Source organism: Sphingobacterium gobiense (assembly GCF_002980575.1).
Taxonomy (GTDB): domain Bacteria; phylum Bacteroidota; class Bacteroidia; order Sphingobacteriales; family Sphingobacteriaceae; genus Sphingobacterium; species Sphingobacterium gobiense.
The window spans coordinates 203,393-225,925 of the sequence record NZ_PVBS01000001.1; the positions used below are offsets into that span (position 1 = coordinate 203,393).

The window sequence follows — 22,533 nt, forward strand, 5'->3', positions numbered from 1 at the left end:
CGTACATTTGTTGAAAATGTATAGAAGGTGAGATATTATTTAACTGTTTTAACACTTTGTGCTGCTTTTGTTAGCTATGCACAGCCATATAGTTTAGACCAGCTTGAAGCCAGCTTTCTGCAACGTAATTATTTAATCATTGCGGAGAAGTTTGAAATAAGCAAAGCTGAAGCAGAAATTGTACAGGAAAAAGTATGGGAGAATCCTACTCTGGCCATAAGTGAAGTTAACCTGTGGACAAACCCCGGGGGGGAGCGGATGACACCTATGTTTGGGAGTTGGGGAGAGACACAACAAATTTCCGTAGGGTTGGAGCAATTGATCGAAACTGCTGGAAAGCGGAAAAAGCGAGTAGCTATTAAGCGTTTGGAACATCGGATGGCTGTATACGAATTTGAGGAGCTCGTTCGTGAATTAAAAAAGGAACTGCGGCAGACGTTTTATCAACTCTCGTCGGTGAAATATAACCGTTCGCAGTTGATGCATATTGTGCAGCTTTTCGAGCAAATGAAAAATCAATATGACCGCCAGGCCAGCCAGCAGAACATAACCAAGGCAGACTATTTCCGAGTAAACAACGAATTGGCGAGTTTGCGGAAAGATTTAATCGATCTCGAAGCGGATACAGAAACGAATCTTTCTAAGCTCCGTATTTTGACACGGCTATCCGATTTGGAACTTGATCAGTTACAGATTAACCAAAGATTTACGAGTAGAACAATTTTGCTTCCGGCAGATATAAAGACTTTGCTTGCCGAACAAAACATCGCCATTCAGAAGCAAGCCGTTTCCGTAAAAAAAGCGGAGGGCGAACTAACGCTTGAACGCGCCAACCGTAAACCGGATATGACGGTAGGGGTGGAATATGACCGCGGTGGGAATATTATGCAAGATTTTATCGGCTTAAACCTGTCGATAGATTTGCCCATCTTCAATCGCAATAAAGGAAACATACAAAAAGCACGCTATCAGCTTGATCAGGAGAAGGTGATTTATGAAGGGCTACAGTCTGAAATCGAGGAAGAGATAAACCAATACAAAAAGCAGTTACTGGGGTACGAAAATATACTGAATGGATGGGAAGATACCGAACCGCAGGAGAAGATGATGGAAAGCTACCATAAACACTTACTGGAAAAGCAGGTGACGTTAATGGAATTTATTGATTACGTACAATCCCATAGAGAAGCACAAGAATCTTATATATCGATATGGGAAAATTATAACCTCACATTCGAAGAACTACAATATTTATTAGGTAAAGACTTTTAAAAAGAATATGACAAGGAAAATTTATTGGGGTGCTGCGGCGTTACTCTGGAGTCTTAGCGCTTGTACGCCAGAAGTCGAAGAGAAATCATCAGCGCGAGAAGCGTTCTGCCTAAACCATCAGCTGAGGAAATCAACGGAGATTATCAAGGTAAAAGAACAACCAATTACAGAGCAGCTGACACTATCTGGTAAGATAGATTACGACGAAAACAATATGGTTGCTTTCCGCAGCTTATTGGAAGGCGTTGTAGAAAGCGTATCTTTTGAATTAGGGGATCAGGTGAAGCAAGGGCAAGTACTGGCGACGATAAAATCTGCCCAGATACAGGAACTATACCAACAAAAACGGTTTCAGGAAAATCAGATTGTCTTGTTGAAAAAGCAAACGCAAAGTACGCGGGAACTGGCAGCCGATGGCTTAGCAACGACTCAAGATGTGTTGACTGTAGAGCATGAACTGGAAAGTGCCATATTAGAGTTGGAGCGGATCAACGAAAGCCTGTCCTTATATCGGGCGGCGGGGAAAGATGCTTTCCACCTATTGGCGCCAAAAAATGGGTATATTATACAAAAGTCGATTAGCCCGGGACAAAGTATAACGGGCGATAACGAGCCACTTTTTTCTATTTCCAATCTAAAAGAGGTATGGGTCATGGTAAATATCTACGCAACGAATTTACGCCATATACAAGAAGGTAATAAAGTGAAAGTGCGTACAATTGCTTATCCAGATAGATTTTACGAAGGTAAAATTGATAAGATTTATAACACCTTTGATGACAACGAACATGTGTTGAAGGCGCGTGTGGTGCTGCCGAATCCGAATATGGATTTAAAGCCGGGTCTGAGCGCAGATATCATCATTGACCTTGACCGTAAAGATACGGAAGTGGCTTTGGCCATTCCAAACCGAGCAAAAGTGTTTAGTAACAATAAAGAGTATATGGTGGTGTATAGAGATAGCTGCGACATGGATGTTCGACCGATAACGACACTCGGACAGAACGAGGAGTATACGTATGTTAAAGAAAAACTACATGCAAACGAGATGGTCGTAGGAACGAATGCGCTGTTGATTTTCGAACAGCTGAACCAATAAAGCAGGGTGGAATGAAGAAGTTTGTACAAAATATAGTGACGTTTTCGTTGCAAAATACAACCATTGTATTGTTTGCGGTGATGATATTGGTGTTCGCCGGTACATATGCTTTGCGCCATACCGCAGTAGAAGCATTTCCCGATGTCACCAATACGCGAGCGCGTATTATTACACAATGGCCTGGACGGAGTGCGGAAGAAGTGGAGAAGTTGGTAACCTTGCCCATATCCAAAGAAGTAAACAGTATTCCGCGGAAATCGAGCGTACGTTCCATCTCGTTATTTGGACTTTCCGTCGTTACGGTTCAATTTGAAGACGGCGTAGAAGACTTTTATGCGCAACAATACGTTTCCAATAAATTAGCGGGTGTGGATTTACCGGATGGTACAGATACAGAGGTAGAACCGCCATCTGGAGCGACGGGCGAAATTTTTCGCTATGTAATAAGAGGCGATCTGCCGATTAAGGAATTAACGGCTTTGCAAGATTGGGTCATCGAACGGGAGCTTTTAGGTGTTCCCGGTGTGGCCGATATTGTTAGCTTTGGTGGCGAAGAGAAAATTTATGCGATAAAGATTCACCCCGCCGAACTCAAGAATTACGACCTCTCACCGCTAGATGTATACGAAGCCGTATCGAAATCGAATATTAACGTCGGGGGAGATGTTATCGAACGAGGTGACCAAGCATATGTGGTACGGGGCGTGGGGTTATTGGATAAGCTAGCAGATATTGGAAATATTACGGTTAAACTAAACGGTTCGACCCCGATTTTAATAAAACATGTTGCAGAGGTTGAAATTTCAAATAAGCCCCGATTGGGACAAGTGGGATTTAACGATGAGGACGATTTAGTGCAAGGGATTGTGATCATGCTCCGTGGCGAGAACCCTTCGGAAGTGATTACTGATTTGAAAGCAAAAATAGAGGAACTGAACGAGCGCGCTATGCCGGAAGGTGTACATATCGAGCCGGTTCTCGACCGTACACACTTAGTGGACAATACGGTACGGACTGTGTCTCATAATCTAATAGAGGGTATCTTATTGGTTTCCTTAATTGTGTTCATCTTTCTGTACAATTGGAAGTCTACATTTATCGTTGCCTCGGTAATTCCTTTGTCTTTTTTGTTCGCTATTGTGATGCTAAAGATACAAGGGTTGCCAGCGAACCTTATATCCATGGGATCGCTGGACTTTGGTTTGTTGTTAGAAGGCACACTGGTGATCGTGGAAACTGTGTTTGTAGCATTGGCCGGCTTGTCACACCGGGTCGGGCCGGAACGTTTTGCGAAGATGAGTAAGCTGGGGGTCATCAAGAAAAGTGCGGGAAGTGTTGCTTCTTATATTTTCTTCGCCTTGATTATCTTGATCGTCGCTTTGTTACCAATTTTCTCTTTCCAAAAAGTAGAAGGAAAAATGTTCAGCCCTTTGGCCTTTACATTAGCTTACGCCCTGTTGGGATCTTTGATTCTCAGCCTGACATATGTGCCTGCTATGTGTAAACTTTTGTTTACAAAAAATATAGAAGAGCGGGAGAACATGGTGACGCGGTTTTTTCAACGCACTATTTTTGGTTTGTTTGCCGTAAGTTTTCGGTATAAAAAAACAACGATTGGTGTTTTTCTTGGCATTTTAATGTTGTGTATATTCAAGTTTATGCATTATGGATCCGAGTTTTTACCAAAGCTGAACGAAGGCGCTATTTATATCCGTGCAACGTTGCCCAATAGTGTAAATTTAAACGAATCCACCCGCTTGGCAAAAGAAATGAAGGCTTCAATGGAAGAGAGTGCGGAAGAGATAGATTTCGTCTTGACACAAACGGGGCGGCCGAATGACGGTACCGATCCAACTGGTTTCTTTAATATTGAATTTCACGTACAGCTGAAGGATGCCGAAACTTGGACGCGTAAAATCACGAAAGAGGATATAATCCAAAACATACGAGAAAAACTAGACCACTACCCTGGTGTCACATTCGGATTCAGTCAGCCAATACAGGATAATGTCGAGGAGTTCGTAGCCGGAGTGAAGAGTTCGTTGGTCATCAAAATTTTTGGAAACGATTTATATGATCTGGAAGATTATGCCAACCAGGTAGCAGCAGCGATCGACAAGGTACATGGTATTACGGATATCAATGTGTATAAAAATATTGGTCTACCGGAATTGCGTATACAATTACACGACTCGGAAATGGCGAAGTATGGCGTGTTTACGGCGGATGTCCAGGCAGTTGTCGAGATGACGATCGGTGGACAGGCAGCCACTAAATTTTATGAGGACGATCGCCAATTTGATGTCGTATTACGCTTTGACGAACCTTATCGGGACACACCTGAAAAAATTAAGAATATTTTGATTCCGACCAGCAGCGGCCAGAATATTCCTTTGCAGGAGATTGCAACGGTAGGTTACCAAACTGGGCCGGCATTTATCTATCGAGAGGGAAGTAGTCGCTATATCGGTGTGGGATTCAGCATAGAAGGACGCGATCTAGGGAGCACGATCGATGAAGCGAAAGAAGTTGTCGCAAGAGAAGTGTCTCTGCCGCAGGAAAACTATATGGAATGGGCAGGTGAGTTTGAAAGCAAGGAACGTGCCGCTAAACAATTGGCGTTGGTTGTCCCGGTCAGCTTGACACTCATATTAATATTGTTGTATTTCAATTTTGGGAACATAAGAGACACATTGATATCTTCGCTGACTTTAGCTTTTGCATTCATCGGTGGGTTTATTTCGTTATGGGTGACAGGTACCGTCTTTGGTATCTCGGCGGGTATCGGTTTTATTATCTTGTTCGGCGTTGCCACAATTGACGGGATTGTATTAATCGGCGTGATACGGGATAACCTTCGGCAACGGATGGAACTTTTACCGGCTATTTATGCAGGGGTTAGAAGCCGGATACGTCCGGTCGTTATGATTGCACTAATGGGGTCGATGGGATTATTACCGGCGGCGATGTCCACCGGTATGGGGTCAGAAATTCAAAAACCACTCGCTATTATGATTGTCGGGGGATTGATTATATGTTTATTCTTGAGTTTTACCGTTATCCCAGTTGTGTTTTACTGGGCAAATAGAAAACAACATCAGGTAAGCGCTTAAAAGATATTATGTACCTTTGCGTTATGAGCAAGCGATACAATAAGGGACTAAAAACGCCAGACTTTGATAGGGCTGTCGACCGTTATTTTTACGAAATGGATCAACGTTTTTCCAGTGGTCATAAGGGGCTGTATACTATCAGTCTGGCGTTTGTATTTTTTGGTGTTTTGGGATTGATTTGGATGATCCCGTTTCCTAAACTCGGTTTTCTGGTTCGCATGCATATGGATACCTTTCTGAACTGGGGTTCCTTTTACATTGCGATTATCATCTATTTGTATTTACGGCTGGCTCCAACACTATCGTATGCCATGCTTTTCACGATCGGTGTAATGAGTTTTTTTATTGTCCAGTTGGAATATCTCGAACGCGATGGAGGGCCTGCAGTATGGTTAGTCTGTACCGTATTAACTATTATAGGGGTATCGACGACCTTTTTACAAATTAGAAAAATACCTCATCATACCGCATGGATAGACGTTTGGCGGCTATTGACGATAGGTCCAATTTGGCTTTGGTCTAAGGTATTCATTGACCTTAAAATAAAGTATTAGCAACTTATCTTTGCCTATATTTCCCGATGTATACTGTTATTAGGCAATATATGTTTATATAAAAACATAATCCGTATATTTAACGTACTATATAATAGGTAATTTTATCTCAAATTAAAAAAAGAGCAGAGTTATGTTAAAAGGATTTTTTAATGTTCCTACACCAGTTAATGAGCCGGTTAATTCATATGCTCCTGGTACAAAGGAAAGGGAGCTATTAGAAGCGGCTATAGAAGAGGCAAGAGCACAGGAAGTAGATGTTCCCATGTACATCGGAGGAAAAGAAGTGCGCACAGGAAACAAAGCGAAGATGACACCTCCGCATGACCATCAGCATATCTTGGGCTATTACCATGAAGGGACAAAGAGTCATGTCGAAAATGCAATTCATGCTGCTTTGGCAGCAAAGGAAAATTGGGAAAAACTTCCATGGGAGCAACGCGCAGCTATCTTTTTAAAAGCTGCTGAATTAATAGCAACAAAATATCGCTACATCATCAATGCAGCAACGATGCTAGGCCAATCGAAAAATGCTTTTCAAGCAGAGATTGACTCCGCTTGTGAGCTTGCTGATTTTTTACGTTTCAATGTGGCGTATATGACCGAAATCTATAGCCAACAACCACCTGTGAGTCCAAAAGGTTTTTGGAATAGAGTAGAGCAACGTCCGCTAGAAGGGTTTGTTTTTGCACTGACGCCATTTAATTTTACGGCTATTGCCGGAAATTTACCATCTAGTGTTGCGATGATGGGAAATGTCGTGGTATGGAAGCCTTCTAACACGCAGATTTACTCGGCGAATATCGTGATGAAAGTATTTAAGGAAGCGGGGGTTCCGGACGGCGTAATCAATCTAGTTTATGTTTCTGGACCGGATGCAGGAGAAGTAATCTTTAAACATCCGGATTTTGCAGGTATTCATTTTACTGGTTCTACGGCTGTATTCCAAAATATATGGAAAACCATAGGTGAAAATATCCATCGCTATAAAACATATCCACGCATTGTAGGCGAGACAGGTGGGAAAGATTTTATCTTGGCACACCCATCTGCCGATATCGATGTTCTTAACACCGCATTGGTCCGTGGAGCTTTCGAATTCCAGGGCCAGAAATGTTCGGCGGCGTCGCGCGCATATATACCCAAATCATTGTGGGATGATCTTCGCCCGCGCATGGAACGTGATATTAACTCTTTCAAAATCGGCGGTTCGGAAGACTTAAGTAACTTTATCAATGCTGTTATTGATGAAAAAGCATTCGACAAGATATCCAGTTACATAGACCGGGCGAAAGCGGCAACAGACGCAGAAGTTATTATCGGTGGCCAATACGACAAATCAAAAGGCTATTTTATTCACCCGACAGTTATTCAGGCCAAGGTGGCGGATTATGAAACGATGACAGAGGAATTATTTGGCCCTGTCCTAACAGTCTATGTTTACGAAGATGACAAATGGGAAGAAACATTGGAGCTGGTGGACAAAACATCCGTTTATGCCTTAACGGGCGCGGTTATTTCTCAATGTCGTTATGCCGTAGATGAGGCAACATATAAGCTACGTAATGCAGCCGGTAATTTCTATATTAATGATAAATGTACAGGAGCTGTCGTTGGCCAACAACCTTTTGGCGGCGCTAGAGGCTCGGGTACAAACGATAAGGCCGGTGCGATGATTAACTTGTTGCGTTGGGTGTCCCCACGTACCATCAAGGAGACTTTTAATCCCGAAACGGATTATCGTTATCCATTTTTAGGTTAGTTGATTATTTTAAGCCCACGGCTTAAACCGTGGGCTATATCATGATGATGAAATCTTCAGAACATAAAGAGCCAATCGAATTTACGGTACCCGTTCGGGGTGATGAGGCATTTTACGTCATGGACAATACGGGGACGAATTTTTACGAATATTACCATCGGCATCGGGAATTTCAAATTACCTATGTTGTGGAGGGAAAGGGCGCACTCATGCTGGGCAACCTAATACGCCCTTGTTTGGAAAATCAGCTATACCTTATCAAGCCTAATGATCCGCATTTGTTCTTTAAAGACGAGCATATTGCAGAAGAACCGCGGATACGCATTATACATCTCTTTTTCTCGTTGGAAAAGCTACGTCCATTCTTTGATATGAACGAAATGAGCGTTGTTAAGTCGTTGTTTTATTCGATGGACGCTAGTAAATTGCTACCAGAGCAATTCGCGATGCCATTGAAGGAGTTATTCGTATCCCTATATCGGAAAGAAGGTGCATCTAAATTGATTAACCTACTAAATATCTTTAAAGAACTGGTGGCTAGAGAAGATAAATTTATATCCATGTATTCTGGTTTAAGTAAAGTTCATTTTCAAGAAGCCGATGGGCTTCGTATCCATACCGTGATTAAATATGCGATTGAAAATTATAGACGAACGATCTCTATCGAAGAAGTTTCCGCACTCATCCACCTAACACCTACCGCTTTTTGTAAGTTCTTTAAAAAACATACGCAAAAAACATTTATCTCTTTCCTTAACGAAATACGTATTGAAAGTGCATGTCAATTATTAGTTAACAATAAAGTAGAAAGCATCGCCGAAACAGCCTATCAATGTGGATTTAACACGGCTGTCCATTTCAACAGGGTGTTTCTACATGTAATGAAAGTGTCTCCTAAAGAATTTATTGCCGCACGTACTCGAAAAAGATAGCTTCTTATTTTTTGTCAGATCCCGTCCGTTTAAGAATCATAACTGCTTCATATTGATCTGTATCATAATGAGGCGACTCGATTGTCAAAATGCTCGGGTAGGGTTTTGACTTATCGAAAAAATATATTTTCGTTGTACTCCCATAATCGTTCGTAGGAAACATATCTGCACAGGCGTCATATTGTGCGTTTTCCATGTCGCCCACGGTCACGGCATAAACGCGCATAATCCCCCCTTTATTCTGATCATTTCGAATAAACGCCACCTCTTCAAAATCACCTTGTAAATCTTTGATGGACGGTTGGTTGTAAGCTTCCCAGATTCCGTATCCCAACAGGAGAATTAAACCGACGGCAATTATCCAAATTTTTCTTTTTCCTTGCATCTGTATGGTGTGGTTTTATTAATAAAGTTACTTACTTTACTCAAATTTTTGTTTTAGTATCTTTTTTGTTTTCCGGACTTTAGCTTCCAATTGGCTTCTGAATAATACGTTTGTAACGCCTTTACCTTCTTCGAAGTTTTGAGAAAATTCCGGAAGACTAAAATTCTCCAATACTTCTGCACCATCAAAAGGTAATCTGTTGACGGCAATTTCCAATACAGATTGTCCGCCTCTTTTTCCGGGAGAGGTGGCCATTAAAAAAGCTGGTTTGCCATTGAAAATTTTTCTATTTGGTATTCTGGATACCCAGTCTATTATATTTTTATACGCGGCATTATAGTTACCATTGTTCTCTGCAAAAGATATGAGGATAAAGTCTGCTCGATCAATTTTTTCGGCGAAGGCATAGGCCAACGATGGGATACCGGATGCCTTTTCTCGTTCCTTCGAGAAAAGCACCATGTCAAAATCGTTCAAATCCAGTATTTCTATAATGACGTCGGATGCTTTGTAGTATTTGCTAACACTCGTTACCAGTTGCTTGTTAATGGATTGAGCGCTATTGCTTGCGGCGAATGCTAAGATGTTCATCAATGTAGGGTTGTTTTATGGTATAAATCTAAGGATTATTTTTTTTTGATCCTTGACTCATGCTGATTTCATATAAAAAGTTATGTTTGTAAGTGTAGTTTTCGAATTAGTTTAATGAAAAAGCAGAAACTGATGACCAATAGAAAGACCTTATTGCTATATATAGCAAGTACAATGATGATGCTCGTATGTGGATCATCTGTACATATTACTTATGATCAAGACGGTACACGGACGGATAGCCTTCAGTTGGTTATAGATAGCGTGCTTACCGTTTTTAAGAATGACCAACCATTACTTACTTATCATTTCAATACCGTCTATCCACCAAAAGGACAGGATAGTAGTTACCGACGCAACGGTTTTATCCATCCGATTTATACCTTAAAAGGACATGGACTTACACGGATACAACCGCGGGATCATTACCATCACTATGGCGTTTGGAATTCTTGGACACATACGTTATTTAAAGGCGATACTGTCGATTTTTGGAATCTTTATAAAAAGTCGGGGACAGTTCGCTTTGTTCGGTTAATACATCACGAAGTCAACGCGCGGGACGCAGCATATACAGTGCTCCATGACCATGTTGTCTTTAAAGCGGACGGTCGCGAAGAGGTAGCACTTCATGAGTGGCAAACAGTTCAAGTGTGCTTACCGAAGGATCAGGATGATCATTACTGGATTGATATAACTATTAAAATGCGTTGTGCTACCTCCAAACCACTACGGCTTCTTACTTACCGATATGGTGGTCTAGGATGGCGGGCATTGGCATCCTGGAACGCTGATAACAGTAGCGTACTGACTTCCGAAGGTAGAACGCGGGAAGAAACGGATGGTAGTAGAGCGCGTTGGTGTATGGTGCAGGGAGAGTTCTCACCAAATGGATATGGTGGTATGGCGATATTATCTCATCCTCGGAATTTTAATCACCCTGAACCCCTACGTATCTGGGATGGCCGGGCCAATGGCGGAAAAGAAAACGTATTCATCAATTTTTCTCCAACAAAAGATCGGGATTGGCTCTTAGAACCTGACCATACTTACACGCTTATGTATAGATTGGTGGTTTTTGACGGCCAACGGGTCGCAGCAGATATCGAAAATGAATGGCGATATTTTGCAAATGAAAAGTGCCATAAAAAAGCACTCAACTTTCCGTTGAGTGCTGGCGCTATGAATTGAAGGTTAGTAGCGTTGTCCTCTTATCGTAAGAATAATAACTCTCTTAATTTTGGAAGAGGCCATTTGTTGTCGTCGATAATTTTTTCCAATTTGTTCACATGATAACGAATCTCGTCAAAATAAGGTTTGACGACTTCGTCATAAGCAATTGAGCGTTCACGGAGGTCTTCGATGTTGTTCGCCTGTTTACGTGATTGACGCATTTCTTCCGCTTTTTCCAAAATCAGATTGGTGTGTTTGGAGATACGCTCTATTAAATTAATCTGAGAGCTATAAGCTTCATTTGCTAAACCTAAATCTTTCAAACCTTTGACATTCTCGATAAGCTGATTTTGATAAATGAAACATACCGGTGCGATTTGGCTGGTTACTACTTCGCCAATTACACGAGCTTCGATTTGAAGTTTCTTAAAGAAGTTTTCCAACAAAATCTCGTGACGTGCTTCTGATTCGCGCTTGGTGTATATGCCTAATTTTTCAAACAAGGCAAGGTTTTCCTCTTTAATATATACGTCTAATGCCTTAGGTGTTGATTTAATGTTAGAAAGCCCACGAGCCTCTGCTTCAACAGCCCATTCATCACTGTATCCATTGCCTTCAAAACGGATCGCTTTCGATTCTTTGATGTACTTGCGGATAACGTTAAGCAAGGCGAGGTCTTTTTTCGTACCTTTTTTGATTTGTTTGTCGACCTCTGTTTTAAACTCAATAAGTTGGTTGGCAACGATAGCATTGAGTACAATCATTGGTAACGCGGAGTTTGCGGACGATCCAACAGCACGGAATTCAAATTTATTTCCGGTAAAGGCAAAAGGTGAAGTACGGTTACGGTCGGTATTGTCTAACTGCAAATCTGGAATTTTAGGAATTCCATGCCACAAACTAGCATCGTTTTTCACTTTTTTCGCTACACGGGCAGATTCTACTTCTTCTAGAATTTCATCCAATTGAGAGCCTAAGAAAATAGAGATGATTGCCGGAGGTGCTTCATTTGCCCCTAGACGGTGATCATTACTATGGCTGGCGATAGACGCACGAAGTAAATCAGCATGTTCATATACGGCTTTAATCGTATTTACGAAAAAGGTTAGGAACATTAGATTGTTTTTTGGAGTCTTACCCGGTGAAAGAAGATTGACACCTGTATTGGTAATTAATGACCAGTTGTTGTGTTTTCCTGACCCGTTAATTCCGCTAAATGGTTTTTCGTGTAATAATACTTTAAAGTGATGGCGAACAGCCACCTGCTCCATTAAATTCATCAACAATTGATTGTGGTCAATTGCTAAGTTGATTTCTTCATACATCGGTGCACATTCGAATTGAGAAGGAGCGACTTCGTTATGTCGAGTTTTCAATGGAATACCCAGCTTCAAGGCTTCATTTTCTAAATCTACCATATAAGCTAAAACACGCTCTGGAATAGCACCAAAGTAATGGTCTTCCAATTGTTGTCCTTTTGCGGACATATGACCAAAAAGGGTACGGCCAGTAAATTGAAGATCTGGGCGCGCATGAAATAACGAAAGATCGACTAGAAAATATTCTTGTTCGATACCAAGGGAAGCATTAACTTTCGTTACGGACCTGTCAAAATATTGAACTACGTCAGTCGCGGCTTTATCGATTGATTCTATTGCTTTTAATAATGGTGCTTTGTAATCCAGAGATTCACCTGTGTAAGAAACAAATACTGTGGGAATACATAGTGTTTTGCCTGCTGCAGTTTCGAAGATAAAAGCTGGAGAAGAGGGATCCCATGCCGTATAACCGCGGGCCTCAAATGTATTGCGAATACCGCCGCTAGGAAAGGAAGAAGCATCTGGCTCTTGTTGTACCAACGAATCGCCTGAAAACTTCTCAATAGCATTTCCGTTTTCATCGGGTTCGAAGAAAGCATCATGTTTTTCTGCAGTACTGCCGGTTAAAGGTTGAAACCAGTGGGTGTAATGTGAAGCCTCATTACTGATAGCCCATGTTTTCATTGCTTGTGCAATCTGGTCCGCGAGTTCTCGCGATATCTTTGTGCCTGCGTCAATAATTTGATTAAGTTCTTTGTATGTGCTTTTGGAAAGATAATCTTTCATCTTCGCAATAGTAAATACATTCTTTCCGTAGATACTAGTTGCCTTTAGCGATTCTACTTTTTCCATATCTTCTACCGGACGAGATATGGCTAACTCTGTTGCTTTAAATCTAGGGCTTGACATTTTTTATGATATTTTTTATAGTTTCGGTTGTTTTTTCGTTGTAAAAGTACATTTATTTTAGGAAATACAATAAAAAAATGAATAAAAATAGCATGTTTTGTTTGTTTTTTTTGTTGGCAATAACAAAAGCATGCATTTTTTTTGATAAGTCACATCTTTGTTTTTGTTTTTTATTCAAAACCCCAGTTAATTCCCTTTTCTTTCGCAGGGACACCGCGTTCCAGCCATTCTGGAGCTGGCTTGCCTTTTAGAAAGTGGTCAAAGAATTGTGCTTGCCGAATCTGTATGTCTTTTCGGTTTTGTCTTTTCATCAGGTTATGCTCGTCTCCGTTATAGTTTAATAACCAAACGGGTTTCTGTAAACGCCGTAGCGCTGTGAACATCTCGATGCCCTGGTACCAGGGCACTGCACCATCGTTATCATTGTGCATAATAGCGACAGGTGTTGTTACACGATCCAAAAAGAAGAGCGGTGAATTTTCGATATAGCGTTCACGGTCTTCCCATAGCGTTTTTCCGATACGTGATTGTGTTTGTTCGTACTGGAATTGTCTGGACATGCCACTATGCCAACGGATACCGCCATAAGCAGATGTCATATTGACGACGGGTGCACCGCTCCATGCCGCGGCATACATATTCGTCCGTGTAATCAAATGCGCTACCTGGTAGCCACCCCAGCTTTGTCCTTGAATAGCCATTTTGGTAGAGTCGACCCAAGAATTCTGGGTCAAATAACGCATGCCGGAATTTACATATTCCTCTGCGGATTTTCCTGGATATCCGATTTCATAACGTATATCCGGTGCAAATACCAAATATTCGTTACTTACATAATAAGGTATATTCAATCGGGAGGGGGTGGGGGCTGGTGCTTGGTAACTATATAGCCCGTTGCTTAACTTTTCATAGAAATATGCAATAATGGGGTATTTTTTGTTCGGGTCAAAGTTCTCGGGTTTATATAAAATACCCTCAGCAGCGAAACCAGAAGGTGTCGTCCATTGTACGCGTTCTGCTGTTCCCCAATTATAGGCTACTTGTTGAGGATTGATATCGGTAAGACGAGATTCGTTTTTAAATCGTTTGCTTACATATAGATCTGGTGAATACACGTAATTCTCTTTGGTATAGATGATTGTTTCGCCACCCGATGCACGTTTAAAGTTCCGAAATGTATATCCATCAGAAAAAATTTCATCTGGTTTTCTGCTTTTGGAAGTGTTCACAGTATACACACCGTTATATTTGGTCTTTTCGTTAAATCCCGTGATAAAAATGTTCTGTCTGTTGGGAATAAGCGTTGTTTTGTATCGTGGATCGTCGTTTTGGTTTAAATCAATGTAGCGGAAGATGGTTTGCGTTGCACGTCCTTCACCGTTGGTAAGCAGTTCTTTTCTTTTTCCAGCCAAGTCAAATTTCCAGATGTCATATCGGTCATAAATATAAACAACTTTGCCGTCTGCGGACCAACCGGCTATTCCATAAGGACTTGGCAACGACGGGGAGTCGTTTTCCTCATCTACGAAATTCACGGGCAAACCATCGTTTAGCACGACTGTTCTTCCCGAAGAAATCTGGTAGCTATACCAATTGCCGGTTTCACGATCAAAATAAAGGACAAAATCCCCTTTTGGGGATATCGATGCATAGCCATTTAGGTTTTCTTTAACGATCTTTTTTTTGCCAGATATAGTGGATATGGCGTAAATATCCGATAAGGCGAAACCTTGCCATTGTGCAGCGATGCGCTTGCCAAAATCGGACGTGGCCAATATCCATTCGTTATCTGCCTCGTCCGTGATATTGGTCCGATTAAATGTGCCATCTGCGAGTTGCACCAATCGATTAGCACTTGGATATATTACAGCAAGGAAATTTTGGCTTTTATCCCGTTTTAAATTGGCGAGCTGTTGCGGTTGTATATAATCATCTTTCCAATGCCAGATATCTACCTGCGCGTGTTCAAAATCGACTAATGTGGTGTCTTTTACTTTCGGAATCGGAGCTGTCCCAAAAAATAACTTTTGGCCATTCGCACTGAATTTCAGTTTTCCATCGCCACTTACCCGCCATTGAGACGGCATTCCCATACTTTGTTGGCTAACAAGTACACGAGCGGTATCGAATTGAGCTGTATAGTAGTAAAGCTTGAAATCTTTAAGAATTGATTTTTCCGGTGTTTTATCCGCGAGAAAGGCCAGTTGTGTACCAGCATCATCAAAAAGTAATTCTTTATAATCACCCCGTCCATTGCTGATCTTTTTTAATTTCTTGCTGGTTATATCGAAAATATACAGACCGGCATCAGCGGACAAGGAATCTTTCTCGTAGTTTTTCTTGGAAAATAGGAGAAAATTTTCGTTCGGGCTCCATGCATATTGGTCTACGTTGCAGAAATTCAATGTATCGCCGGTGACCAGATTTCTAACATGAAGGATAGCGGTGGAATCGGATCCCAGAAACGCGACATATTCATTTTTGTTTTGTGCAAGTTTGTACGTACTTACTGTTGGAAATTTCCATTGATCTTTATTTTGGATGCCTATGATAATCAGGGAATCCTTCGGCATATCTGCACTTTTTTTCTTTTTGATTTTCGCTTGCCTTGTTTCTTCGAAAGTAGGCTTTATTTTAGCGATGAGGAAAGACTCATCTCGCGTAAGCTTTGCGTCCGCAACGCGAGGTAAGGAAAAAAGGAGTTCATTATCCTTAGTTTTGACCTCGAATATCGCATCGCCCTCTTGCGGTATAATCTGATATTGGATGAGTTGTCCCGTTTTGCTAACTTCAGGATTGCTAATGCTTTTCCAATTATCATAAACGCTATGATCTAGTGGAAGTTTCTGCGCAAATAGTCCGGTAGATAAGACTAAAATGCTTAATGTAAAGGTTATACGAATTTTCATTATAAACAGATTGTTTCTTTAAGACGATGAAGCTTACTTGAGCGAGATTTCTTATTAATATCCTTTCTGAGGTAATGACGCTGAAGCTTTCACCAGGGTAAACTAACTAATTCGCGCTGAAAGTAAGGATTAAAAAGTAAAAAGCCAATAACATTAGGCACGGAAATTGGTGAATAACACGCGTATCATTTATTAAAGAGATAGATATGAAATCAAATAGTATATTGGCGGCTGTGATCGGTGCCCTAGCTATCGTAATTTTTGCTGTGATATTGGCAAATGCGTATAAATATAAATATAGAATCAATAATACAATAAACGTTACGGGAAATGCAAAAAAGGATTTTGAATCGGATATCGTAAAATGGTCGGCATCCTTCAATCGTAAATCCATGGATTTGAGTGCCGCTTCAGAACAGTTAAAACAAGACAGGGATTTGGTACGTCAATTTTTGGAGCAACAGGGTGTCAAACCAAAAGAAATTATATTTAATGCGGTCAACATTAACCGGGAATTTTCCTATCATTCAGACGGCCAAGGAAATAGTTATAATACATTCACGGGTTATAATTTGTCACAGAATGTAAGTGTCGAATCAACAGATTTAGATAAAGTAGATAATGCTTCGCGAGAAATCTCTACGTTGATTTCACAGGGTATTGAGCTCAGCTCAAATTCGCCAAACTATTATTATTCTAAGTTAGAAGATCTCAAATTAGAATTGATCTCCCAAGCCTCTGAGAACGCGAAACAACGAGCTTCGAACATTGCTACCGAGGCAGGTTCCTCGTTGGGGGATTTGATCAAAGCAGATTTAGGAATTTTCCAGATAACGGGGCAGAACGACAATGAAGAATATTCTTATGGAGGAGCGTTTAATACAACCGCTCGAAATAAGACAGCCAATATTACCGTAAAGACGAGTTACACAGCCAAATGACTTGGATTGTAGAGCTTTCTTCAAAGAACGTCTCTACATGTTGCTTCGAATACTGCATCGATTTGCCAATTAGCCTTGTCTTTTGAGGCTTTTACTGCTAATTGATCACAGCGTTCATTCAGTGGATGTCCGGCGTGACCTTTTACCCAAACTAATTTTATATGATGTTGTTTGTATAAATTCATCAGTCTCAACCAAAGATCCTTATTTTTTTTTCCTTGAAATCCTTTTTGCATCCAACCATACACCCACTTTTTATCGATAGCATCGATAACGTATTTGGAATCGGAATATACTGTAACTTTTTGATTGGTGTTTTTGAGAGCCTCTAAGCCTACTATCACCGCTAAAAGCTCCATACGATTATTAGTCGTTTTCCGAAAACCACCCGAAAATTCCTTTTCGATAAGTTTGCCTTGAAATACAGGGTTACTACCTTGATAAACTGTTCTTAAAATAGTTCCGTAACCACCAGGACCTGGATTGCCGCTTGATGCGCCATCTGTATAAAGTTCAATCATGAAATCCAAAAGTAAACAATATCTTCTTATCTAAAAAGCCCGCATACGATTAGCGGGCTTATAGGACTAGTTTACACGATTCAAATCTTTTGGATGCTTAACTTTTTGGTTCAAAAGCGCGATGCCAATGACTTCAGACATTTTGGTAACATAATGGAATTTTAAATCTTTGACATAGTCTTCCTTAATCTCCAAAACATCCTTTTCATTGGCTCTGCATAAAATGATTTCCTTAATATTGGCACGTTTTGCTGCCAAAATTTTTTCCTGTATCCCCCCAACTGGAAGTACGCGCCCGCGCAATGTGATTTCGCCGGTCATGGCGAGTTTTTCTTTCACTTTTCGTTGGGTAAAAAGAGATGTTAAAGCCGTTAACATCGTTACACCGGCAGAAGGGCCGTCTTTCGGCGTAGCACCTGCTGGAACGTGGATGTTGACGTCCCATTTATCAAATACGTTATAGTCGATGTCAAACTCTTCCGCGTGGGATCTTAGGTAGGCCATCGCAATAGCAGCAGATTCCTTCATTACATCTCCCAAATTGCCAGTTAAGCTTAGCTTTCCTTTTCCGGGACTCAAACTCGATTCAATAAATAGAATATCGCCTCCTACGGCGGTCCAAGCGAGCCCCGTAACAACGCCTGCGATCTCGTTATCTTCGTACAAATCCTTGTCAAATAATGGCGCGCCGAGTATTTCCTCCGTCATCTGTGCGCTTATTTTCGGATTGTATTCTTTTTCCATGACAATACGTGTAGCCACGCCACGCACGATAGAGCCAATTTTCTTTTCCAAACCGCGCACGCCTGATTCTCGTGTATATTCGTCAATGATTTTCTCAATCACTTTATTATTTAACGAAACATCTTTTTTTGCGAGTCCGTGTTGTTGAAGTTGTTTAGGAAGGAGATGCTTTTTTGCAATTTCTATCTTTTCTTCAATTGTATAACCATTTACCTCAATGATTTCCATACGGTCTAACAAAGCTGGTTGAATGCCGTTCAATGAATTTGCCGTAGCGATAAACATAACTTTGGAAAGATCGTATTCCATCTCTACGTAATGATCATAAAAATTCGTGTTTTGTTCCGGATCCAATACTTCCAACAAGGCGGACGATGGATCTCCTTTGAAATCTGCACCTAACTTGTCTATCTCGTCCAAAACAAAAACAGGATTGGATGCTCCCGCCTTATTAAGCGATTGAATAATACGCCCCGGCATAGCACCAATATAAGTTTTTCGATGTCCGCGGATTTCTGCTTCATCGCGGATACCGCCTAATGCCATACGGGTATATTTACGTCCCAGTGCTTTTGCTATAGATTTTCCTAGCGACGTCTTTCCTACGCCGGGAGGACCTACTAAGCAAAGAATGGGTGCTTTCATGTCATTTTTGAGTTTCAACACCGCTAGATATTCGATAATGCGTTGTTTGACCTTCTCCAATCCATAATGGTCTTTGTCAAGAACTTTTATCGCTCTACTTAAATCGAAGTTGTCTTTTGTATATTCTCCCCAGGGTAGATCAAGCATTAACTCTAAATAATTGATCTGGACGGAATAGTCGGCAGCAGCTGGATTAATACGTCCGAGCTTTTCCAATTCTTTATTGAAATGCTTTCGCACTTCTACAGACCATTTCTTGACTTTAGCTCGATTTTCCAGTTCGTGCATTTCCAAGTCTGGTGTGTTTCCACCTAGTTCTTCTTGGATAGTCTTGAGTTGCTGATTCAAAAAATAATCCCGTTGTTGTTTGTCTAAGTCTACCCGAACTTTGTTCTGAATTTGGTTTTTTAGCTCCAACATTTGGATTTCGGTCGTGAGGTGCTCTAAGAGGATCTTGGCCCGTTTTACAAAATCTTTCGTTTCTAAAAGCTCCTGTTTTTGCTGTATTTCCAACGCCATATTCGATGAAATAAAGTTCACGAGGAAAGTAGGGCTTTCAATATTTTTGATCGCCAGACCGGCCTCGCTAGGAAGGTTTGGGGAAAGCTGAATGATTTGCAGCGCCAGTTCCTTTACAGAAGAAATCAACGCCTTAAATTCTCTACTGGATACCTTGGGTTTATCTTCGACAACACGCTCTACTTTTGCTTTTAGGTAGGGGTCGGCGGTCACCATTTCCGTTATTTTAAACCGCTGTTTCCCTTGAATGATCACCGTAGTATTGCCGTCGGGCATTTGCAAAATTTTAATGATATTGGCCGCAGTACCGATTTTATGAAGTTGATCTAGGGTAGGTTCCTCAATATTCATGTCTTTTTGAGAAACTACTCCGATAGTACGATCTCCTTTGTAGGCTTCCTTTACTAATTTAATAGACTTATCGCGCCCCACTGTGATGGGGATTACGACACCCGGGAAAAGTACCGTGTTACGTAGTGGGAGTATTGGTAGTATTTCAGGTATATCGGCTTTGGTCATCTCTTCTTCATCCTGCGAACTCAGCAACGGAAAAAACTCCGTGTCCTCGTTTATGACAGAAAATACTTGTTTAATATCAAATGTGTCGTTTTTATTCATTATATATATGCATTCTTCCGACAATATGTCAGAATTTTAACTGATTTATGAGAAAGTAATTACGAAACCATTATGTGCAAGAGAAATGCCAAGTTTAAAATTTGGTATCATTTATGTTAATAAACAAAGAAACCTGTTAAATCGGCAGAACGCTGCAGGTGACAAAAGACATTTCGTATGCAAAATAAATGTGGAAATGTTTATAACTTCGCTTTGTATTGTTAAACTATTTAACGGAGATTTATTCCAATAGAATAGTGTTTGATAAAAAATTAGCAGAATAAAAAAAATTATATGAAACGGAGATTTTTGAGTAACCCATGGAGAGCGGTGAAGTTAGGCTTAGCTTCGGCTACAATTGCTTTATTTACACTAACTGTTCAAGCGCAAGAACAAGCACAGCACAGCAATCCGAATGTTCGCTTAGGGCAGAAAGCATTATTAGATGGCGATTTTAAATCAGCTGCTTCGCATTTGCAAAAAGCACTTCCTGCAGAAGCAAACGATCCGGATGTACAGTATTTATTAGGATATTCTCAATTCCATAATGGAGATTATAATAAAGCCATTGAGACGTTTAAGAAGGTTATCTCCTTGGATACTAAACATACGTCGGCATATTATTATAAAGGTAAAGCTAGCAGTAATTTGGCAATCGCAAGCGGAAGTAAGTTAGATAATGCTGCGAAAGAGCAATTGTTAAAAACCGCTATAGAGGATTACAGCAAGGCCGTCTCGATCACGCCGAATGACGCAAAATTGTATCAAAATAGAGCAATAGCTTACCGTGATCTTGGAATTTTGACGGGTACTACAGGCGCAGCGAACTATAATAAGGCGAAAGCGACGGACGCCTATAATAAAGCGGTAGCTGATTACGAAAAGGTACTTAGTTATGATGCTTCTCGTAAGGATATTCAAACGGAAGTAAAAAAAGCGAAAGTCTATCGAGATAATTTAAAGTAGTGATAATCGAGATAATCGAATAATATAAAGGCTGTCCTCGGACAGCCTTTTTTGATCGTTTAATCTTTATTTAAATTAGGATTCCGACGTATCTCTTCGTCTGGAATGGCAAAAATATAATAAGGGCTGTTAGCCGTGAAATCTTTACCATCTGGGAAGTTAACAACACGGTGCCCTTGTCCATTCACCTTTTTTACCTCACCGTCAGGCGTAGTGACTTCGACTTGGATGGGTGTACCGTCACTATTTAAAAAGGCTTTTCGTTCAACGGATCTTTGGGTACGAATTATATCTGAAAGGGCAAAGCCTTCTCCCCAAAGTTCTTTCCGACGCTCGATAAGTATTTCCTCGAGCAATACCCCCGAAGCGCCTGAATAAAGAGGTGTTTTTCGTGCAGCCTTCAAGGTATTGAGCATTTCTATCGCTTTAGTTGTTTGCCCGGCACGAGCATAACCTTCAGCTGCAATTAACCACATTTCTGCAGACCTCATATAGACGATATCGCCAATTAGGTTAGATTTGAATTTAAACTTTTTGTAACGCAAAAAGCCCTCTCTTCCCGGTTCGCCGTCCCATTCAAAGAGCTTATAACGGATATCGCTCGGATCAAATAAGTCTTTAAAATAGGGGTCGGCCATATAACTGAAATAATAAGAGCCAGAGGAGGAAACATCCAAATAATGGAATGTATAACTTGCGGTGTTTTGTTCGCTAGTTTGCACGTGTCCCCAGATCCATTCGGCATTTCCGACATCATTAAATCCTTGCTCGTAGGCCTCGGCTGTCATGAGGTCATACCCTTCTTTTGCGTTCTCTGCTGCTTCGGCCGCTTTTTCCCATAGTCCCATATTCAAATAAGTCCTAGCCAATAATCCTTGTACGACTTGCGTATCGATTCGGTATTTGTTTGGACGTTCGTAATCTTCCAATAGCGTAGATGCATCATTAAGATCATTCAAGACTAGACGGTAGATATCTTCCAGGCTTGCTCTTGGCTTTCCTTTCGTTTCTCGGGTAGTTGGTTCGGTGTAGATAGGCACTGTTAACGCATTTTTGTCTTTTTGGTAACTGAACTGATAGAAAGACGCTAGATTGAGATAACAGAATGCCCGCAGCGCTTTTGCCTGTCCTTTCAAAAGCTCCTTGTCCTCATCACTACCTTCAGCAGCATCGACTCTATGGATAACATTGTTTGTGTTGTCAATTACCTTGTATAACAAGGTCCAGAGTGACCTTACACGATATGCTGTCGAATTGATCATCTCGTTAAAGGTGTACGCATCTCGGTAACCATATTTGGTGGTAACAGCTACATCGTTTCCCATCGCGTCACTCGTTCGCATGAATGCGGTATAACCAGGATTGGCGTAGGTAAAATAGGTGTCGTTCAGGTATCTCCATGTACCCTCTATAACGGTTTCTATATTCTCCGTTGATTTGTAAATTTCGGTATCCACAACCGCGTCAGTGGGAGCTGTATCGAGTATGTCGCTGCAGGACGTCGTGACCAACGTAAAGATTGCAATATAAATATATGTTAGTTTCATTTTTCAGTGTTTTT

16 protein-coding genes are annotated in these 22,533 nt (G+C 41.0%); 9 read left to right on the forward strand and 7 right to left on the reverse strand.

What is annotated here, in order from left to right; genetic code table 11:
- The first annotated feature begins 27 nt into the window (after window positions 1–27).
- From C5749_RS00905 to C5749_RS00930, 6 genes are all read left to right on the forward strand, one after another.
- Complete coding sequence (locus C5749_RS00905; protein ID WP_105722157.1) at window positions 28–1,272, forward strand: TolC family protein; 1,245 nt, start codon at window positions 28–30, stop codon at window positions 1,270–1,272.
- 7 nt (window positions 1,273–1,279) lie between these two features.
- A complete protein-coding gene (locus C5749_RS00910; protein ID WP_105722159.1) occupies window positions 1,280–2,371 on the forward strand; it encodes an efflux RND transporter periplasmic adaptor subunit in 1,092 nt (363 codons plus the stop codon).
- Window positions 2,372–2,382: 11 nt separating this feature from the next.
- Window positions 2,383–5,484 carry an efflux RND transporter permease subunit gene (locus C5749_RS00915; protein ID WP_105722161.1) on the forward strand — a complete coding sequence of 1,034 codons (3,102 nt, stop codon included), beginning with the start codon at window positions 2,383–2,385 and terminating at the stop codon, window positions 5,482–5,484.
- Between the two features lie 23 nt (window positions 5,485–5,507).
- Window positions 5,508–6,038, forward strand: a complete 531-nt coding sequence (locus tag C5749_RS00920; protein WP_105722163.1) for a DUF962 domain-containing protein — start codon at window positions 5,508–5,510, stop codon at window positions 6,036–6,038.
- 133 nt (window positions 6,039–6,171) lie between these two features.
- On the forward strand, window positions 6,172–7,800 hold the full coding sequence (pruA, locus tag C5749_RS00925; RefSeq protein ID WP_105722165.1) for an L-glutamate gamma-semialdehyde dehydrogenase: 1,629 nt from the start codon (window positions 6,172–6,174) through the stop codon (window positions 7,798–7,800).
- A gap of 41 nt (window positions 7,801–7,841) precedes the next feature.
- The gene (locus tag C5749_RS00930; protein WP_105722167.1) at window positions 7,842–8,732 is read left to right on the forward strand and encodes a helix-turn-helix domain-containing protein; all 891 of its coding nucleotides are present in this window, start codon (window positions 7,842–7,844) and stop codon (window positions 8,730–8,732) included.
- 4 nt (window positions 8,733–8,736) lie between these two features.
- On the opposite strand, the gene C5749_RS00935 is transcribed toward C5749_RS00930, so the two are convergent.
- Complete coding sequence (locus tag C5749_RS00935; protein WP_105722169.1) at window positions 8,737–9,117, reverse strand: hypothetical protein; 381 nt, start codon at window positions 9,115–9,117, stop codon at window positions 8,737–8,739.
- A gap of 36 nt (window positions 9,118–9,153) precedes the next feature.
- Window positions 9,154–9,708, reverse strand: coding sequence for an NADPH-dependent FMN reductase (locus C5749_RS00940; protein WP_105722171.1), 555 nt, complete (start codon window positions 9,706–9,708; stop codon window positions 9,154–9,156).
- 114 nt (window positions 9,709–9,822) lie between these two features.
- Here C5749_RS00940 and C5749_RS00945 point away from each other — a divergent pair, with 114 nt between their 5' ends.
- Window positions 9,823–10,899: a DUF6807 domain-containing protein gene (locus C5749_RS00945; protein ID WP_105722173.1), complete on the forward strand. Its 1,077-nt coding sequence runs from the start codon at window positions 9,823–9,825 to the stop codon at window positions 10,897–10,899.
- 20 nt (window positions 10,900–10,919) lie between these two features.
- Here the strand turns inward: C5749_RS00945 and C5749_RS00950 are convergent, their stop codons facing one another.
- Both C5749_RS00950 and C5749_RS00955 read right to left on the reverse strand, forming a co-directional pair.
- Entirely contained in the window at window positions 10,920–13,109 is a 2,190-nt protein-coding gene (locus tag C5749_RS00950; protein WP_105722175.1) for a glutamine synthetase III family protein, read from the reverse strand.
- Between the two features lie 170 nt (window positions 13,110–13,279).
- Entirely contained in the window at window positions 13,280–16,018 is a 2,739-nt protein-coding gene (locus C5749_RS00955) for a S9 family peptidase (RefSeq protein ID WP_105722177.1), read from the reverse strand.
- Between the two features lie 206 nt (window positions 16,019–16,224).
- On the opposite strand from C5749_RS00955, the gene C5749_RS00960 reads away from it, so the two are divergent.
- Window positions 16,225–16,959: an SIMPL domain-containing protein gene (locus C5749_RS00960; RefSeq protein ID WP_105722179.1), complete on the forward strand. Its 735-nt coding sequence runs from the start codon at window positions 16,225–16,227 to the stop codon at window positions 16,957–16,959.
- Between the two features lie 20 nt (window positions 16,960–16,979).
- Here the strand turns inward: C5749_RS00960 and rnhA are convergent, their stop codons facing one another.
- Window positions 16,980–17,480: a ribonuclease HI gene (rnhA, locus tag C5749_RS00965; RefSeq protein WP_105722180.1), complete on the reverse strand. Its 501-nt coding sequence runs from the start codon at window positions 17,478–17,480 to the stop codon at window positions 16,980–16,982.
- A 66-nt stretch (window positions 17,481–17,546) separates the two neighbouring features.
- Window positions 17,547–20,006, reverse strand: a complete 2,460-nt coding sequence (gene lon / locus C5749_RS00970; protein WP_105722182.1) for an endopeptidase La — start codon at window positions 20,004–20,006, stop codon at window positions 17,547–17,549.
- A 294-nt stretch (window positions 20,007–20,300) separates the two neighbouring features.
- On the opposite strand from lon, the gene C5749_RS00975 reads away from it, so the two are divergent.
- Complete coding sequence (locus tag C5749_RS00975; protein WP_105722184.1) at window positions 20,301–20,972, forward strand: tetratricopeptide repeat protein; 672 nt, start codon at window positions 20,301–20,303, stop codon at window positions 20,970–20,972.
- Between the two features lie 59 nt (window positions 20,973–21,031).
- Here the strand turns inward: C5749_RS00975 and C5749_RS00980 are convergent, their stop codons facing one another.
- A complete protein-coding gene (locus C5749_RS00980; protein WP_105722186.1) occupies window positions 21,032–22,519 on the reverse strand; it encodes a RagB/SusD family nutrient uptake outer membrane protein in 1,488 nt (495 codons plus the stop codon).
- Window positions 22,520–22,533: the final 14 nt, after the last annotated feature.

Coding starts and splice junctions, on each gene's coding strand:
- C5749_RS00940 (WP_105722171.1), bottom strand. CDS start 9,708: ATGAACATCTTAGCATTCGCCGCAAGCAATAGCGCTCAATCCATTAAC.
- C5749_RS00945 (WP_105722173.1), top strand. CDS start 9,823: ATGAAAAAGCAGAAACTGATGACCAATAGAAAGACCTTATTGCTATAT.
- C5749_RS00975 (WP_105722184.1), top strand. CDS start 20,301: ATGAAACGGAGATTTTTGAGTAACCCATGGAGAGCGGTGAAGTTAGGC.
- pruA (WP_105722165.1), top strand. CDS start 6,172: ATGTTAAAAGGATTTTTTAATGTTCCTACACCAGTTAATGAGCCGGTT.
- lon (WP_105722182.1), bottom strand. CDS start 20,006: ATGAATAAAAACGACACATTTGATATTAAACAAGTATTTTCTGTCATA.
- C5749_RS00915 (WP_105722161.1), top strand. CDS start 2,383: ATGAAGAAGTTTGTACAAAATATAGTGACGTTTTCGTTGCAAAATACA.
- C5749_RS00910 (WP_105722159.1), top strand. CDS start 1,280: ATGACAAGGAAAATTTATTGGGGTGCTGCGGCGTTACTCTGGAGTCTT.
- C5749_RS00960 (WP_105722179.1), top strand. CDS start 16,225: ATGAAATCAAATAGTATATTGGCGGCTGTGATCGGTGCCCTAGCTATC.
- C5749_RS00980 (WP_105722186.1), bottom strand. CDS start 22,519: ATGAAACTAACATATATTTATATTGCAATCTTTACGTTGGTCACGACG.
- C5749_RS00920 (WP_105722163.1), top strand. CDS start 5,508: ATGAGCAAGCGATACAATAAGGGACTAAAAACGCCAGACTTTGATAGG.
- C5749_RS00955 (WP_105722177.1), bottom strand. CDS start 16,018: ATGAAAATTCGTATAACCTTTACATTAAGCATTTTAGTCTTATCTACC.
- C5749_RS00935 (WP_105722169.1), bottom strand. CDS start 9,117: ATGCAAGGAAAAAGAAAAATTTGGATAATTGCCGTCGGTTTAATTCTC.
- rnhA (WP_105722180.1), bottom strand. CDS start 17,480: ATGATTGAACTTTATACAGATGGCGCATCAAGCGGCAATCCAGGTCCT.
- C5749_RS00950 (WP_105722175.1), bottom strand. CDS start 13,109: ATGTCAAGCCCTAGATTTAAAGCAACAGAGTTAGCCATATCTCGTCCG.
- C5749_RS00930 (WP_105722167.1), top strand. CDS start 7,842: ATGATGATGAAATCTTCAGAACATAAAGAGCCAATCGAATTTACGGTA.